The sequence below is a fragment of the Frigoribacterium sp. Leaf164 genome, from assembly GCF_001423665.1.
GTDB classification, from domain to species: Bacteria; Actinomycetota; Actinomycetes; order Actinomycetales; family Microbacteriaceae; genus Frigoribacterium; species Frigoribacterium endophyticum.
The window spans coordinates 150,388-166,475 of record NZ_LMOX01000003.1; the positions used below are offsets into that span (position 1 = coordinate 150,388).

At 75.3% G+C, this 16,088-nt stretch carries 14 protein-coding genes and 1 tRNA gene; 3 read left to right on the forward strand and 12 right to left on the reverse strand.

What is annotated here, in order from left to right; all coding sequences use genetic code 11:
- Positions 1-48 precede the first annotated feature (48 nt).
- Positions 49-4,116, forward strand: coding sequence for a Pls/PosA family non-ribosomal peptide synthetase (locus ASF82_RS08765; protein WP_056056415.1), 4,068 nt, complete (start codon positions 49-51; stop codon positions 4,114-4,116).
- Positions 4,113-5,435 (forward strand): M1 family metallopeptidase, encoded by a 1,323-nt coding sequence (locus ASF82_RS08770; protein WP_056056417.1) that lies wholly within the window; start codon positions 4,113-4,115, stop codon positions 5,433-5,435. Before ASF82_RS08765 ends, ASF82_RS08770 begins: the two co-directional genes overlap by 4 nt.
- Positions 5,436-5,534: 99 nt before the next feature.
- On the opposite strand, the gene ASF82_RS08775 is transcribed toward ASF82_RS08770, so the two are convergent.
- From ASF82_RS08775 to ASF82_RS08785, 3 genes are all read right to left on the reverse strand, one after another.
- Positions 5,535-6,062, reverse strand: coding sequence for a MarR family winged helix-turn-helix transcriptional regulator (locus ASF82_RS08775; protein WP_056056419.1), 528 nt, complete (start codon positions 6,060-6,062; stop codon positions 5,535-5,537).
- Positions 6,059-6,340 carry a hypothetical protein gene (locus ASF82_RS08780; RefSeq protein WP_056056421.1) on the reverse strand — a complete coding sequence of 94 codons (282 nt, stop codon included), beginning with the start codon at positions 6,338-6,340 and terminating at the stop codon, positions 6,059-6,061. Before ASF82_RS08780 ends, ASF82_RS08775 begins: the two co-directional genes overlap by 4 nt.
- A gap of 63 nt (positions 6,341-6,403) precedes the next feature.
- Positions 6,404-6,802 carry a DUF6578 domain-containing protein gene (locus ASF82_RS08785; RefSeq protein WP_056056422.1) on the reverse strand — a complete coding sequence of 133 codons (399 nt, stop codon included), beginning with the start codon at positions 6,800-6,802 and terminating at the stop codon, positions 6,404-6,406.
- A 167-nt stretch (positions 6,803-6,969) separates the two neighbouring features.
- Here ASF82_RS08785 and ASF82_RS08790 point away from each other — a divergent pair, with 167 nt between their 5' ends.
- Positions 6,970-7,869: an SDR family oxidoreductase gene (locus tag ASF82_RS08790; RefSeq protein ID WP_056056423.1), complete on the forward strand. Its 900-nt coding sequence runs from the start codon at positions 6,970-6,972 to the stop codon at positions 7,867-7,869.
- Between the two features lie 78 nt (positions 7,870-7,947).
- Here the strand turns inward: ASF82_RS08790 and ASF82_RS16125 are convergent, their stop codons facing one another.
- From ASF82_RS16125 to obgE, 9 genes are all read right to left on the reverse strand, one after another.
- The gene (locus ASF82_RS16125) at positions 7,948-8,682 is read right to left on the reverse strand and encodes a general stress protein (RefSeq protein ID WP_235491241.1); all 735 of its coding nucleotides are present in this window, start codon (positions 8,680-8,682) and stop codon (positions 7,948-7,950) included.
- A gap of 649 nt (positions 8,683-9,331) precedes the next feature.
- Positions 9,332-9,404 (reverse strand) — tRNA-Ala (locus tag ASF82_RS08800).
- A gap of 162 nt (positions 9,405-9,566) precedes the next feature.
- Entirely contained in the window at positions 9,567-9,971 is a 405-nt protein-coding gene (gene rsfS, locus ASF82_RS08805; RefSeq protein WP_056056424.1) for a ribosome silencing factor, read from the reverse strand.
- A 117-nt stretch (positions 9,972-10,088) separates the two neighbouring features.
- Complete coding sequence (locus ASF82_RS08810) at positions 10,089-11,444, reverse strand: hypothetical protein (protein ID WP_056056425.1); 1,356 nt, start codon at positions 11,442-11,444, stop codon at positions 10,089-10,091.
- Positions 11,441-12,073 (reverse strand): nicotinate-nucleotide adenylyltransferase, encoded by a 633-nt coding sequence (gene nadD, locus ASF82_RS08815; RefSeq protein WP_255354173.1) that lies wholly within the window; start codon positions 12,071-12,073, stop codon positions 11,441-11,443. The genes ASF82_RS08810 and nadD overlap by 4 nt, the downstream gene beginning before the upstream one ends.
- Positions 12,074-12,093: 20 nt before the next feature.
- Positions 12,094-12,312: a hypothetical protein gene (locus tag ASF82_RS08820; RefSeq protein WP_056056426.1), complete on the reverse strand. Its 219-nt coding sequence runs from the start codon at positions 12,310-12,312 to the stop codon at positions 12,094-12,096.
- A gap of 34 nt (positions 12,313-12,346) precedes the next feature.
- Positions 12,347-13,666 (reverse strand): glutamate-5-semialdehyde dehydrogenase, encoded by a 1,320-nt coding sequence (locus ASF82_RS08825; protein ID WP_056056427.1) that lies wholly within the window; start codon positions 13,664-13,666, stop codon positions 12,347-12,349.
- A 28-nt stretch (positions 13,667-13,694) separates the two neighbouring features.
- Complete coding sequence (gene proB / locus ASF82_RS08830) at positions 13,695-14,531, reverse strand: glutamate 5-kinase (protein WP_056056428.1); 837 nt, start codon at positions 14,529-14,531, stop codon at positions 13,695-13,697.
- Entirely contained in the window at positions 14,528-16,063 is a 1,536-nt protein-coding gene (gene obgE, locus ASF82_RS08835; protein WP_056056429.1) for a GTPase ObgE, read from the reverse strand. Before obgE ends, proB begins: the two co-directional genes overlap by 4 nt.
- Positions 16,064-16,088 lie beyond the last annotated feature (25 nt).

Consider the following 16,088-nt stretch of genomic DNA (forward strand, 5'->3'; position numbering starts at 1 on the left):
CGAGGCCTCCCCCGCGCGCCCGCCGCGCGCCCGACCCGCGGAGACCCCATGCCCGACGCCGGCACGCCCCTCGACCCCTTCCTCCGCTCCGGCCGCGCCGCCGCCCCGCGCACCCTCGTCGACGTGCTCGAGGCGACCACCGCCGCCCACCCCGAGGCCTCCGCCCTCGAGGACGAGCGCGGCGCCCTCAGCTACCGCGAGCTGTCGGCCCAGGTCGCGGTCGCCGCGAGCGCCCTCGCCGCCGCCGGCGTCGGCCGCGGCGACCGGGTCGGCGTCCGCATGCCGTCGGGCGACCGGCGGCTCTACGTCGCGATCCTCGCCGTGCTGACCGCCGGCGCCGCCTACGTGCCGGTCGACGCCGACGACCCGGAGGAGCGCGCCGACCTCGTCTTCGGCGAGGCGCAGGTCGCGGGCGTCGTCGGCGCCGGCGGGGTGTTCCGCACCGCGGGGCAGGACGAGACCCAGGGGGTGCCGCTCTTCGGCGCCCGGGCCCCGCACGCCAGCACCGCCGACCGCCGCGGCCCCGGCGCCCCGGCCCGGCCGCCGCGCCCCGAGCCCGCCGACGACGCCTGGGTCATCTTCACCTCGGGGTCGACCGGGACCCCGAAGGGAGTCGCGGCGAGCCACCGCGCGGCCGCCGCATTCGCCGACGCGGAGGCCGCGCTCTTCCTCGCCGACGACCCGCTGGGCCCGCTCGGGCCGGGCGACCGCGTGCTCGCGGGCCTCTCGGTCGCCTTCGACGCCTCCTGCGAGGAGATGTGGCTGGCCTGGCGGAGCGGTGCCTGCCTCGTGCCCGCCCCGCGCAGCCTCGTGCGCACCGGCGCCGACCTCGGCCCCTGGCTCGTCACCCACGGCATCACCGTCGTCTCGACCGTGCCGACGCTCGCCGCCCTCTGGCCGGCCGAGGCGCTCGAGTCGGTGCGCCTGCTCGTCTTCGGCGGCGAGGCCTTCCCGCCCGAGCTGGTCGACCGCGTCTGCGGCGATGGCCGCGAGGTCTGGAACACCTACGGCCCGACCGAGTCGACGGTCGTCGCGACCGGGGCCCTCGTCGTGCCCGGCGAGACCGTCCGCATCGGCCTGCCCCTGCTCGGCTGGGACGTCGCCGTCGTCGACCCCTCGGGCGACCCGGTCGCCGAGGGCGAGGTCGGCGAGCTCATCATCGGCGGCGTCGGCCTCGCCCGGTACCTCGACCCCGCCAAGGACGCCGAGAAGTACGCCCCGCACCCGCAGCTCGGCTGGTCACGGGCGTACCGCAGCGGAGACCTCGTCGTGCTCGAGCGGGAGGGCCTCGTCTTCCGCGGCCGGGCCGACGACCAGGTGAAGGTCGGCGGGCGCCGCATCGAGCTCGGCGAGATCGAGTCGGCGCTCCAGGCGCTGCCCGGCGTCGCGGGGGCGGCGGCCGCCGTCCGCGAGACGTCGGCCGGCAACCGGGTCATCGTCGGCTACCTCGCCCTGCACGGCGGCGGCGCAGGTGCTGGCGCAGCCGCAGCTGCCGCCCCGACGCTCGACCGCGCCGCCGCCCTCGCCCGCCTCCGCGAGGCGCTGCCCGCCGCCCTCGTCCCCCTCCTCACCGTCGTCGACGGCGACCTCCCCACCAAGACCTCCGGCAAGATCGACCGCGACGCCCTCCCTTGGCCCCTCGCCGACCAGGCCATCGACGACGGCTCGGCGGGCACGGGCACGGGCAGCGGCGCGGGCCCGGGCGCCCTCGGGCCCGACGAGGCCGTGCTCGCGGCCGACTGGCAGGCCGTCCTGGGCCTCCCGGTCGGCGACGCCTCCGCCGACTTCTTCGACCTCGGCGGCGGCTCGCTCGCCGCGGCCCAGCTGGTGGCACGCATCCGCGAGCGCGACCCCGAGTACACCGTCGCCGACGTCTACTCGCACCCGCGCCTCGGCGCGATGGCCGACGACCTCGCCCAGCGACGGGCCGGAGTCGCGGGAGACCCGGCAGGTCCCTCCCGCACCGAGCACCACCGGTCGCTGCCCGTCCCCGCCCGCACCCAGTGGGTGCAGACGCTGCTCGGCCTGCCGCTGCACCTCCTCGCCGGCCTCCGCTGGCTGACGATCGCGCTCACCGCCTCCACCGTGCTGCGAGCAGCGGGCGGCTTCGACGTGCTGCCGCGGGTCGACGCCTGGCTGCTCGTCGTGGGGCTCGTCGTGTTCGTGACGCCGCCGGGGCGGATGGCGATCTCGGTGGCCGCGGCGCGACTCCTGCTGTCCGGGGTCGCCGCGGGCGACCACCCGCGCGGCGGCGGCGTCCACCTGCGGCTGTGGCTCGCCGAGCAGGTGCAGCTGCAGACCGCGGCGACCGGCCTCGCCGGGGCCCCGTGGATCAGCTACTACGCCCGCGCCCTCGGCGCGCGCATCGCCCCCGACGTCGACCTGCACACGCTGCCGCCCGTGACGGGCATGCTGCGCGTCGGCCGGGGCGCGTCGATCGAGCCCGAGGTCGACCTGTCGGGCTGGTGGGTCGACGGCGACGTGCTGCGCCTCGGCGCCGTCCGGATCGGGGCGGGCAGCACCGTCGGCATGCGCAGCACCCTGTTGCCCGGCACCCGCATCGGCAAGCACGCCACGGTCGCTCCGGGCTCCGCCGTCTTCGGCCGGGTGCCGGCGGGCCAGGCCTGGTCGGGCTCCCCCGCCGCCCGGGTCGGCAAGGCGCGCACCTGGTGGCCGGCCGAGCGGCCCGACCGTGCCCGACGGTGGCTGTGGGCCTACGGCGTCTCGTCGCTGCTGATCAGCCTGCTGCCGGTCGCCTCGCTCTCCGCCGGCGGCGCCGTCGTCGCCGCGGGCGTGCGGGGCTCGGCCACGCTCGGCGACGCCTGGTGGCGGGCCGTCGTCTGGGCGGTGCCCGGCACCCTGCTGGCCGGCGTCGTGGCGGCGCTCGTCGTCGTCGGGGCCGTCCGGCTGCTCGCCCTCGGCGTCCGCGAGGGCACCTGGGCCGTGCGCAGCCGCGTCGGCTGGCAGATCTGGAGCACCGAGCGCCTGCTCGACCTCGCCCGCACCTACCTCTTCCCGCTGTACTCGAGCCTCGCGACCCCGGTCTGGCTCCGCCTACTCGGGGCCCGCGTCGGCCGCGACGTCGAGGCCTCGACCGTGCTGCTGCTGCCGTGCATGACGACGATCCGCGACGGGGCCTTCCTCGCCGACGACACCCTCGTCGCCTCGTACGAGCTCGGCGGCGGCTGGCTGCGCGTCGCCCGGGCCGAGATCGGCCGCCGGGCCTTCCTCGGCAACTCGGGCATGGCCGGCCCCGGTCACAAGGTGCCGAAGGACGGCCTCGTCGCCGTGCTCTCGGCGGCCCCGCGCTCGTCGAAGGCCGGCTCGTCGTGGCTCGGCTCGCCGCCCGTCCGGCTGCGACGCACGGTCGCGGTCGCCGACGAGTCGCGCACCTTCCGCCCGCCGGCCCGGCTGCGCGCCGCCCGCGTCGCCTGGGAGCTCAGCCGGGTCGTGCCCGTCGTCGTCACCGTGCTGATCGGCCTCGGCCTCGTCTTCGGCCTGTGGGCGGTGACCGACGCGCTCGGCCTGCTCGCCGCCTCCCTGCTCAGCGCCGTGCTGCTGCTCGCCGCGGGGGCCGTCGCCGCGGCCGTCAGCACCGCCGCGAAGTGGCTGCTGATCGGCCGGGTGCGCGCCTCCGAGCAGCCGCTCTGGTCGTCGTTCGTCTGGCGCAGCGAGACCGCCGACGTGTTCGTCGAGATGTGCGCCGCGCCGTGGTTCGCCCGCGCCGCGAGCGGCACGCCTGCCCTGGTCTGGTGGCTGCGCAGCCTCGGCGCGCGGATCGGCCGCGGCGTCTGGACCGAGAGCTACTGGCTGCCCGAGGCCGACCTCGTCACGCTCGGCGACGGCAGCACGGTCAACCGGGGCTGCGTCGTGCAGACCCACCTGTTCCATGATCGAATCATGTCCATGGACTCCGTCACGCTCCGCGCCGGGGCGACCCTCGGGCCGCACGGCGTCGTGCTGCCCGCCGCCGTGCTCGGCGAGCACGCGACCGTCGGCCCCGCCTCGCTCGTGATGCGCGGCGAGGGCGTGCCCGCCGGCAGCCGCTGGAGCGGCAACCCGATCGGCCCGTGGCGCGAGGTCACGTTCGCCGACTACCACGCCGTCACCTCGTGACCTCGTACGCCCCCGGCAGCGGCGACGAGACCTGGTCGGCCGAGTCGTACGACCTCGAGCTGGCCTACCGCGTGGCCACCAACCGGCTCGACGGCACGGCGACCGTGACCGCGGTGGCCGCCACGCGCCTCCGGAGCCTGCAGCTCGACCTCGTCGGCCTGCGCGTCGAGAAGGTCAGGGTCGACGGGGCCCGCGCCCGCTCGCGCCACACGGCCGGCAAGCTCACGGTCACCCTGCCCGAGCCGGTGGAGGCGGGGGCCCGGCTGGTCGTGCGGGTGGACTACTCGGGCACGCCGGCGCCCCGGCAGAGCCCCTGGGGCGAGCTCGGCTGGGAGGAGCTCGACGACGGCGTCATCGTGGCCGCCCAGCCGACGGGCGCGCCGACCTGGTTCCCGTGCAACGACCGCCCGGCCGACAAGGCGAGCTACCGCATCAGCGTCTCGGCCGAGCACGGCTACACCGTCGTCTGCAACGGCGAGCTGACCGACCGCCGCACGACCGCCGGCAAGGTCACCTGGACGTACGTGCAGCCCGAGCCGACCTCGACCTACCTCGCGACCGTGCAGATCGGCCGCTACGAGACCGTGCCCGTCGCCCTCGGCACCGAGGCCGCCCCGGTCGCCGGCCTGATCGTCGCCCCGCCCGAGCTGCACGACCGCGCCGCGCACGACTTCGCGCCCCTCGACCGCATGGTGGGCTGCTTCGTCGACGCCTTCGGCCCCTACCCCTTCCCCGGGTACACCGTCGTCGTCACGGCCGACGAGCTGGAGATCCCGTTGGAGGCGCAGGGGGCCGCGGTCTTCGGCGCCAACCACGTCGACGGGAGGTCGGGCACCGAGCGGCTCATCGCGCACGAGCTCGCGCACCAGTGGTTCGGCAACAGCGTCGGCCTCGCCGACTGGCGCGACATCTGGCTCAACGAGGGCTTCGCCTGCTACGCCGAGTGGCTCTGGTCGGAGCACGACGGCGGCACCACCGCGCACGCGCACGCCCAGCGCACGCGGCTGCGGCTCGCCCTGCCGCCGCACGACATCGTCGTGGGCGACCCCGGGCCCGACGCGATGTTCGACGACCGCGTCTACAAGCGCGGAGCCCTCACGCTCCACGCGCTGCGGCTCACGATCGGCGACGACGCCTTCTTCACCGTGCTGCGCGAGTGGACGGCCCGCCACCGCCACGGCGTCGTCAGCACCGACGACTTCGTCGAGCTCTGCGACGAGGTCACCGACACGACCGACGACTCGCTGGCGCTGCTGTTCGCGGGCTGGCTCGACCAGACGGCGCTGCCGACGCTGCCGCGGCGGGGCGCCGGGGGCTGAGCCTCCTGGGCTGACCGTCGCGAGCTCGGCCTCCCGGGCCGGCCCCTCGGGGGGCTCGGGGTCCGGGCGGGGCGGTGCCCGCGGGAGGCGCGGGTCGGCTCAGCCCGCGGAGGCCCCGTCGTCGAGCCGGTCGCCCTCGGCCGCGGCGATCAGCCTCGTCATCGTGCGGTGCAGCACGACCAGCTCGTCACGCGTCACGCCCAGGCGACGCATCATGCGGCCCGGGATCGCCTCGGCCTCGCCCCGGAGCGCCTGCCCCGGCCCGGTCAGCTCGATGGCCAGCGTGCGCTCGTCGTCGACGTGACGGCGCCTCGTGAGCAGGCCCTGCGCCTCCAGCCGCTTCACCAGCGGGGAGAGGGTTCCGGGGTCGAGCCGGAGGAGGCGCGCGAGGTCGCGGATGGACAGCGGGCGGTCGTCCGGGCCGGGCGTGCCCCCCGGGCCCTCACCGCGCCTCCCCCGGTGCTCCCAGAGGGCGAGCATGACGAGGTACTGCGGGTGCGTGAGGCCGAGGGGCTCGAGCACGGGGCGGTAGGCGGCGACGACGCTGCGGGACGCGACCGAGAGGGCGAAGCAGATCTGGCTCTCGAGGGCGAGCGGGTCGACGGCGGTGGTGCCGGGTGCGCTCACGAGCCCGCGCCGGCCCGGGCGGCTCGGGGGGTGCCGGGGCAGTGCACCATCGTGCGGGGGCCGGAGCGGTCGACGACGTGCTCGTCCATGGGCGCGCCGCAGAGCGGGCAGGCCCCGCCGTGCGCCGGCGCCACCGGGGGCGCCTCGTTCTTGAGGCCGAGCTGCGCGCCGCCGATGTAGGGGCGCAGCCGGGCGTTCATCGCCTCGACGAGGTCGCCGAAGCGACTGCCGTGCGCGTGGGGGTCGCGGTCGCGGGGTGCTCGGGGTGCTCGGGCCATGACGTCGAGTGTACAGATCATTGGGGCACCAATGGAATTCCCGGACTGTGCAGGGGGCAGCCGTCACGGGCCGTCGAGCTCGACGTCGACCAGCGTCACGAGGTAGCCGCAGAACCACGCGGCACGCCCCCGGTCGTCCCAGTCGGCGGTGCCCAGCACCGAGGTGACGTTCCACGCCGCGGGTGCCGACGCCCGTCCCCCGGGGCGCTGCAGCACGACGGCGACGGGCGCCGACGCCCGTCCGATCGCCGCGACGGTGCCCGTGACCGTGCTGACCCGGTGCGTGGCGCCGTAGTGCTCGACGAGCAGATCCGGGTCGGCAGGGGCGTGCAGCCCGGCCAGCCGGTCGGCGCCGGGGGCGGGCACCGTGACGGGCCAGCTCACCACGTCGGCGACCCGGAAGACGTCGTGCCCCTGCACCAGCTGCCACGCGTCGACCCACACCGTCACGCTCGTCGCCACCCGCGCCTCCTCGCCGTCGCCCCGGCCTGCCTCGTCGTGCCCGCCCCGTCGCCTCCACCCTCGCCGCCCTCGACGCCCCGTGGTGCCCCCTTGACAGCCCCGTCGAGCACGTGGTGCGGAGGGGTACGGCACGGCGTCCCGGCAGGTGCGGGGCGTACGACGGAGGCATGACCAGCGACCAGTACACGTTCGACGACCCCCGCCACCGCTACCCCGTGATCAGCCCCGAGGTGCAGCAGCAGCCGGAGCCCGGCCTGCAGTCGGCCATGACCCCGGTGCCCGACCTCGGCGAGGCGACCTACCGCGGCACCGGCCGCCTCACGGGGCGGAAGGCCCTCATCACCGGGGCCGACTCCGGCATCGGCGCCGCGGTCGCGATCGCCTTCGCGCGGGAGGGCGCCGACGTGACCCTGTCGTACCTGCCCGAGGAGGAGGAGGACGCCCGGCACGTCGTGGAGCAGGTGGAGGCGGCGGGCCGGAAGGCCGTGGCCGTCCCCGGCGACCTGACCAGCGCCTCCTTCTGCCGGGAGCTCGTGGCGCGCGCCGTCGAGGGCATGGGCGGCCTCGACGCGATCGTCAACGTGGCGGGCAAGCAGGTCTGGCAGCCGACCATCGAGGAGATCAGCGACGAGCAGTTCGAGGAGACCTTCCGCACGAACGTCTTCGCGCCGTTCTTCATCGTCAAGGCCGCGCTGCCGCACCTCGCCCCCGGCTCGACCATCGTCAACACGGCGTCGCTCGAGGCGTACGTGCCCGCACCCGACCGTCTCGACTACGCGACCACGAAGGGCGCGATCAACAACTTCTCGAAGGGGCTCGCGCAGCAGCTCATCACGCGCGGCATCCGCGTCAACGTCGTCGCGCCCGGGCCCACCTGGACGGCCCTGCAGGTCACGCGCGGCGTCGACCCCGAGACGCTGCCCGAGTTCGGCTCGAGCGAGTCGCCGATGGGGCGGGCCGCGCAGCCGGCCGAGCAGGCTCCGGCGTACGTGTTCCTCACCAGCGCCGAGTCGAGCTTCGTCGCGGGCGAGACGCTGAACGTCAACGGCGGGATGGTCACGCCGTAGGGGCGTCTCGCGCAGACGACGGCGCCCGGCCCCTCGCGGGGTCGGGCGCCGTCGTGTCTGGTGCGGGTGCCCGTCTGGCTACGCGACCTTGCGTCCGGTCGCGAGCACCTGGTGCGCACGGGCGGCGAGCTCGCCGCGCACGAGCACCTCGTAGCGCCCCGCCTCCATCGTCTTCACGGAGGAGAAGTCGCGGCGGCCGCGCGTCGCCGCGTGGCCGATGGCGCCCCACAGGGCACCCCAGAGGGCTCCGGCGCCGACGGCCATGAGCAGGACGCCGATCAGGGCCACGTTGCTCGCGAAGAGGCCGAAGAGGAGGCCGAGCAGGAGGCCGAACCACGCGCCGCCGCCGGCGCCGCGCACGGCGGCCTTGCCGGTGGTGAGGCGGCCGGCGACGTTCTCGACGGTGCGGATGTCGTGGCCGACGATCGAGACGCTCTCGACGGGGAAGCCCTCGTCGCTGAGCAGGTCGACGGCGGCCTGCGCGTCTTCGTACTTCGTGAAGGTGGCGAGGGTCTGCGGGTGCCCGCCTCCGGCGAAGGCGCCGATGCCGGGGAGGCCCGGCGTCGCCTGGGGCGAGCTGCCGGCCGGGGCCTGGTAGCCCGGCTGCGGGGGCACGACGCCCGGGGCGGGTGCGGGAGCGGGGGCGCCCTGGGGAGCCTGGCCCTGCCCCGCGTCGGGGGCGGCGCCGCCCGCGGGGGTCGGGGCGTACTCGCCGTAGGCGGGGCGCGGTCGCGACTCGGGGGCGGGACCGCCGGAGGCGCGGGTCGCGTCGTCGTCGGGGGTCGGGCTCGGGACGGGCTGCTGGTCGGTCATGCCTGATGTCTACCCCGTCACGTCCCCGCATGGAGCCGATGCACAGCCCTCCCCCAGCAGCCCCCCGGCCCGCGCACGGGCACGCGCGCTCGCGCCGCGCCGCGCGTGGCAGCGCCACGACGAGGCGACCCGTCCTGGGCCCACACCCTCGCCCGGGCCCCACAACGCGTCACCTCGATGAGCGCCGCGTGAGCCGCGACGGCCACACCACGACGAGATGACCCGTCCTGGGCCCTCACCACGGGCCATCCCCCAGAACGCGACACCTCGATGAGCGCAGCGCCCGCGCAGCCTGCGCGGGGCCGACGAACCCCCGCCCGCCCCACGTCGCGCGCCGAGGCCACGTGAGGCTCCTGGGGTGGAGAGAGGACGGCGCGCAGCGCCGGGCCATCCATGGCCCCACCACGACGAGGTGACCCGTCCTGGGCCCACCCCCTCGCCCAGCCCCCAGAACGCGCCGCCTCGATGAGCGCGGCGCCCGGCCGCGACGGCCACACCACGACGAAGCGACCCGTCGTGGGCTCTCATCGACGCCAGGGCCCCAGGACGCGACACCTCGAGGGAGGCGCGCCCGGCCCCCCGCGGCGGGGCACACGCACCCCCAGAAACGAGAAGAGGCCCTCCCAGCGGGAGAGCCTCTTCGTACGGGTGGATCTGAGGGGACTCGAACCCCTGACCCCCTGCATGCCATGCAGGTGCGCTACCAGCTGCGCCACAGACCCATGTTCGGTTGTCGTTCCGTTGCCCCTTCCGAAGCAACTCGTCAACCTTACTACAGATTTCGAGGGCTCGAGTACACCCTGCCCCGACGGCCTCCCGGACGCACGGAGACCCGGCCGCAGCCGGGTCTCTGTCAGGTCGAACACCCCGCAGGGCGAGACGGGCTACGCCTCGGCAGGAGCCTCGGCCGGCTCAGCGGCCGCAGCCTCGGTCACGACGTCGAGCGGGATGGTCGGGCAGTCGCTCCACAGCCGCTCGAGCGAGTAGTACTGGCGGTCCTCGTCGTGGAAGACGTGGACGACGAGGTCGCCGAAGTCGAGCAGGACCCAGCGGCCCTCGGCCCGGCCCTCGCGGCGCAGCGTCTTGACGCCGTGCTCGAGCAGCTTGTCTTCGATCTCGCCGGCGATGGCGACGACGTTGCGCTCGCTGCGCCCGGAGGCGAGGAGGAACACGTCGGTGAGGGGCAGCGGCTCGGTGACGTCGAGCGCGACGAGGTCGTCGGCCTGCTTGTCGTCTGCGGCGCGGGCGGCGATCTGCAGGAGCTCGATGGCGCGAGGGGTGGCTGTCAAGGGATCCTCTGGGTAGGGACGGACGTGGTGGAGGCGGCCGTCAGGGACGGCCAGTGTGTTCAGGAGGCGGTGGTCGGGTCGAGCCCGCCACCACGCCGACCCGGTGGGGGTCGGAGGTCAGCCGCCCAGGACTCCGGTCGAGAAGCCGTAGACGATGACACCGATGATACCAAGGCCCACGCCGCCCCCGACGATCCCGAGCACGAGCGGCAACCGGTTGGCCGCCGGCTGGGCCGCGGCGAGCACGACCGAGCGGGTGGAGGTGTGCGTGCTGATCGCCTTGCTGGCCCGGACGGGCGCCGAGTCGGTGTCGGCCGACTCGGCGTCGCCGGCCTCCATCAGGCGGTCGATCTCGGAGTTGTCGATGCGGGCTTGCGACCCCGTGGCGCCGAGGCTGCGGGGCAGGTCGATGGAGCCGGTGATGATGATCTCGCCGGTGGCGTTCAGCGCCCCGGTGACGTCGGCGACCTGCTGGTCGGTGAGGATGAGCGCGTTCGTCTGGCCCGTGTGCGTGCCGAGCGCGCGACCGGGGGCGCTCTCGTCGTCGGGGGCGTCGACCTGCGTCGTCCAGTGCCCCACCGGCGGCACGAAGCCGGTCGGCTCGGGCACCGAGGCCGGGGCGGCCTCCACCACCGGGGTCGGGGCGACGGGGTCGAGCCCCGCCGGCCGGAGGGACGCGACGGGCTCGGACGGCGCCGACGACGGCCGCTCGCCGCTGAGGTCGAGCGGGAAGACCGTCGGGGTCGACGTGGGCGCGGGCGACGAGGCCGGGCGCACCTCGCCCGTGCGACGCGGCCCGGGGGCCGCACCGTCGTCGGCCGTCGAGTCGTCGTCGCGGGTCGGCAGCACCGACGGCGCGGAAGACACCAGCGGTCGCACCGACGCCGGGAGGTCGTCACCGGCGGGCGGAGCCGAGGCGGGCGCGGCAGAGGCCGGAGCGCCAGAGGCCGGAGCGGACGAAGCCGGACGTGAGCCCGTGGCCGCGCTCGTGCCCGCCGCGGAGCCCTCGCCGCCCTCGATCGGGGAGACGATCTGGTCGACCGTGTCGAGAGCCTCGGAGAGCGTGCGTCGCGGCTCGGGGCCGGGGGCCTGCAGCGGCACGGGGCCACGGGCTGCCTCGGCGTCGCGCAGGGCGCGCAGCTGGCGACGGGTCAGCTGGCCCGGCTCGGCGACGGAGGCGGGCGGGCCCGAGACCGACGACGGAGCCGAGAGGGAGGAGGGGGCAGGAGCGGACGCGGGGGTCGGTGCGGACGCGGCGACGGCCGGGCTCGACACCGGGGCCACCAGCGACGACGGAACGGGCCGCACGACCTCCTCGGTCACGGGCGCGGCCGAGACGGGCGAAGGGGCCGAGCCGGTCGGGGCCTCGGCGGCGGGCTGCTCGCCCGTGAGGGCGGCGGAGCCCTGTCGGGCTCGCTCGAGGTCGCGGACCTGTCGCCTGGTGAGCGGCGGCTGGCCGTCGGTCGAACTCATGAGTGGCTCCTGTACAGGTGGTGCTTGGAGATGTACTGGACGACTCCGTCGGGGACCAGGTACCACACCGGGTGATCGCGACCGACCCGGGCGCGGCAATCGGTCGACGAGATCGCCAAGGCGGGGACTTCGAGCAAGCTTACGTCGCTCTCCGGCAATCCACCAACGCTCAGGTCGTGCCCGGGCCGGGTCACGGCGACGAAGTGCGCGAGGGCCCAGAGCTCCTCGACGTCCTTCCAGTCGATGATCTGGGCGACGGCGTCGGCGCCCGTGATGAAGAAGAGCTCGGCGTCGGGGTGCTGCGAACGGATGTCGCGGAGGGTGTCGATCGTGTAGGTGGGGCCGCCGCGGTCGATGTCGACCCGGCTGACCGTGAACATCGGGTTGGAGGCGGTCGCGATGACCGTCATGAGGTAGCGGTGCTCGCTGTCGCTGGGCGCCGCCTTCATGTAGGGCTGGCCGGTCGGCACGAAGACGACCTCGTCGAGCGCGAACGACTGGGCTACCTCGCTGGCCGCGACCAGGTGACCGTGGTGGATCGGGTCGAACGTGCCGCCCATGATCCCGATGCGGGGTCGGCGGTGCTGCTCGTCGACGCCCTCGAGGGTCGCCGCCGGGGCGACCGCCACCACGCTCTCAGCCCGCCCGGTCAGTGCTGCTCGGGGTGGCCGAACTCGTCGACGGGGGCCTCGTGGTGCGCCTGCGTGGACGCCTTGCGCGGCGAGCGGTTGGCGACGTCGCGGTAGCTCCACACGACGTAGCCGAGGAACAGGAAGAACACGCCGAAGACCGCGGAGATGGCAGCGGGCGGCGCGATGAGCGGCGCCAGGTCTTCGTGGGCAGCGGCGAGGAGGGCGACGTCGAGCATGGGTTCTCCGTTCCGAGGGGTGATCCGGGCCAGTCTAGCCGCGCACCTGGCCGGTGCCGCGCACGAGCCACTTCGTGCTGGTCAGCTCGGGCAGCCCCATCGGCCCCCTCGCGTGCAGCTTCTGCGTCGAGATGCCCACCTCGGCCCCGAAGCCGAACTCGCCCCCGTCGGTGAACCGGGTCGACGCGTTGACCATGACGACGGCGCTGTCGACCTCGGCGAGGAACCTCTCCGCCGTCGCGTGGTCGGCCGTGACGATCGACTCGGTGTGCCGCGTCGACCAGCGCTCGATGTGCTCCATCGCCGCGTCGACGTCGGCGACGACGCGCACCGCCAGGTCGAGGCTCATGTACTCCGTCGCCCAGTCGTCGTCGGTGGCCGGCACCACGTCGGCGTCGACGGCGCGCACGCGCTCGTCGCCGTGGACGGTCACGCCGGAGGCGCGGAGGGCACCCAGCACCGCCGGCAGCAGGCGGTCGGCGGCCCGCTCGTGCACCAGGAGGGTCTCGAGGGCGTTGCAGACGCTCGGCCGCTGCACCTTGCTGTTCACGACCACGTCGACGGCGGTCGCCTCGTCGGCGCTCTCGTCGAGGAAGACGTGGACGACGCCCGCGCCCGTCTCGATCACCGGCACGGTCGACTCGCGGACGACGGTCTCGATGAAGGCGGCGCTCCCCCGCGGCACGAGCACGTCGACGAGGCCGCGCGCGCGCATCAGCTCGGCGGCGCCCTCGCGGCCGTGCTGGTCGATGGTCACGACGGCGTCGGCGGGCAGGCCGGAGGCGACCAGCGCCTCCCTGATGACGGCCACCAGGGCCGTGTTCGACCGACGGGCCGCGCTGCCGCCGCGGAGCACGGCCGCGTTGCCGCTCTTGAGCGCGAGGGCGGCGATGTCGACCGTGACGTTGGGCCGCGCCTCGTAGATGGCGCCGACCACGCCGAACGGCACGCGCACCTGGTCGAGGCGCAGCCCGTTGGGCAGCACCCGGCCGCGCACGTTCTCGCCGACGGGGTCGACGAGGGCGGCGACGAGCCGGGTGGCGGCCGCGAGCCCCTCGAGGCGCGCGAGGTCGAGGCGCAGGCGGTCGCGCAGGCCCGGGGCGACCCCGTCGCGCTCGGCCTGCTCGAGGTCGAGCGCGTTGGCGGCGAGCACGCGGTCGGCCTGGGCCACGACCGCGTCGGCGATCGCGTGCAGCGCGGCGTCCTTGCGGTCGCTGGTGAGCTGCGCCAGCACGCGCGACGCCGCCCGCGCCGCGACCAGCGAGTCGTGCACCGACGGCGAGCCGGCCGCGGGCGCGGGGCCGGCGGCCGACGAGGAGGCAGGGTCGACGGGCGTGGGCACGAGGGTCGTCATGCCGAGATCTTAAGCCCGCGGGCAGCCCTCAGGAGGCGCGGGGCACGGCCTCGAAGAAGGTCCCGACCGCGGCCCCCGACAGCGCGAGCGCCACGTTCGCCGTCGACGTGACGAGCACCGGCGTGCCCGCCGCGGCGGCGTGGCGGGCCGCGGCCACCTTGGTGCCGGCGCCGCCCGTGCCGACCCCGGCCGCGCCCGCGTCGCCGAACGTGACGCCGGCGAGGTCGTCGCCGACCGGGACGTCGACGAGCGCGACCGCGCCGGGCTCGTGCGGCGGCCGGGTGTAGAGAGCGTCCACGTCGCTGAGCAGCACGAGGGCGTCGGCGCCGATCAGCTCGGCGACCAGGGCGGCGAGCCTGTCGTTGTCGCCGAAGCGGATCTCGTGGGTCGCGACGGTGTCGTTCTCGTTGACGATCGGCAGGATCCGCAGCTCGAGCAGGCGGTCCATCGCGCGCTGGGCGTTGCTGCGCGGCGTCGGGTCGCGCATGTCGCCCGCCGTGAGCAGCACCTGCCCGGCGACGATGCCGTGCCGGCGGAGGCTCTGCTGGTAGCGGTAGATCAGGACGTTCTGGCCGACCGCCGCCGCCGCCTGCTGGGTCGCGAGATCGGTCGGGCGGGAGTCGAGCCGCAGGTGCGGCAGCCCGGTCGCGATGGCGCCCGAGGAGACGAGCACGACCTCGGCGCCGCGCGCGTAGGCGTCGGCGAGCGCGTCGACCAGGGGCTCGATCTGGCCGACGTTCTCCCCGCTGATCGACGACGAGCCGACCTTGACCACGATGCGGCGGGCCCGGGCGATGCCGGCCCGGTCGACCACGGGGCCGCCGTCGGGGCGCGCCGGGGTCACGAGGGGGCCCTCGGTGCTCATTCCCGCTCGTCGCCCTCCGTGACGAGGAAGCCCTCGTCATCGGTCCAGAGGCCGGCCGCGCGCTCGCGCTGGAGCTCGGCCCGCGCCTCCGCCTTCGCGTCCATGCGCTCGAAGTAGTCCTCGCGGCGCTGGTTGCGGGTGGGGCGGTCGTTCTTGATCAGGCGCGGGTCGGTGCCGCGGGCCGAGGTCATCAGCTCGGCGGTCGAGGTGAGCGTGGGCTCCCAGTCGAAGACGATGCCGCCCTCGGGGCCGATCAGGACGGTCGAGCCGGCCTGCGCGCCCGCCTTGAACAGGGCGTCCTCGATGCCGATCGCGTTGAGGCGGTCGGCGAGGTAGCCCACGGCCTCCTCGTTGTTGAAGTCGGTCTGCACGACCCAGCGCTCGGGCTTCTGGCCGAGGATGCGGTACACGTTGCCGTACGTGCCGCCCTCGACCCTGATGACGAACGGCTTCTCGTTGACGGCGCGGGGGCGCATGACGAGGCGGGGAGGCGCGGGTCGGCTGGCGATCTCGGCGCGGCTGGCCTCGACGACCTCGGCCAGGGCGAACGAGAGGTTGCGGAGGCCCTCGTGGCTGACGGCCGAGATCTCGAAGACGCGGTAGCCGCGGGCCTCGAGCTCGGGCGTGACGAAGTCGGCGAGCTCGCGGCCGTCAGGCACGTCGACCTTGTTGAGGGCGATCATCTGCGGGCGCTCGAGCAGCGGCAGCTGCCCCTCGGGCACCGGGTAGGCCTCGAGCTCGCGGAGGATGACGTCGAGGTCGGTCAGCGGGTCGCGGCCGGGCTCGAGCGTGGCGCAGTCGAGCACGTGCAGCAGGGCCGAGCAGCGCTCGACGTGGCGGAGGAACTCGAGCCCGAGGCCCTTGCCCTCGCTGGCGCCCTCGATCAGGCCGGGCACGTCGGCGACCGTGTAGCGGGTGTCGCCCGACTCGACGACGCCGAGGTTCGGGTGGAGGGTGGTGAAGGGGTAGTCGGCGATCTTCGGCTTGGCCGCGGAGAGCGCGGCGACGAGGCTCGACTTGCCGGCCGACGGGTAGCCGACGAGCGCGACGTCGGCGACGACCTTCAGCTCGAGCAGGACGTCGCCCTGCCAGCCCGGGGTGCCGAGCAGCGCGAAGCCGGGGGCCTTGCGCTTCGTCGACGACAGGGCCGCGTTGCCCAGGCCGCCGATGCCGGCCTCGGCCACGACGTAGCGCGTGCCGTGCTCGGTCATGTCGATCAGCTCGGTGCCGTCGGTCGACTTCACGACGGTGCCGAGCGGCACGGCGAGCTCGAGCTCGGTGCCCTGGGTGCCGCTGCGGTGGTCGCCCATGCCCGGGCCGCCGTTCTCGCTGGAGCGGTGGGGAGCGCGGTGGAACCCGAGCAGCGTGGTGACGCCGGCGTCGGCGACGAGCACGATGTCGCCGCCGTTGCCGCCGTTGCCGCCGTCGGGGCCGGCGAGGGGCTTGAACTTCTCGCGCTTGACGGAGACGCAGCCGTTGCCCCCGTTGCCTGCTCGGAGGTGGAGGGTCACGTGGTCGACGAAGGTGGCCATGGGTGTTCAGTCTCTTCTGGATCTG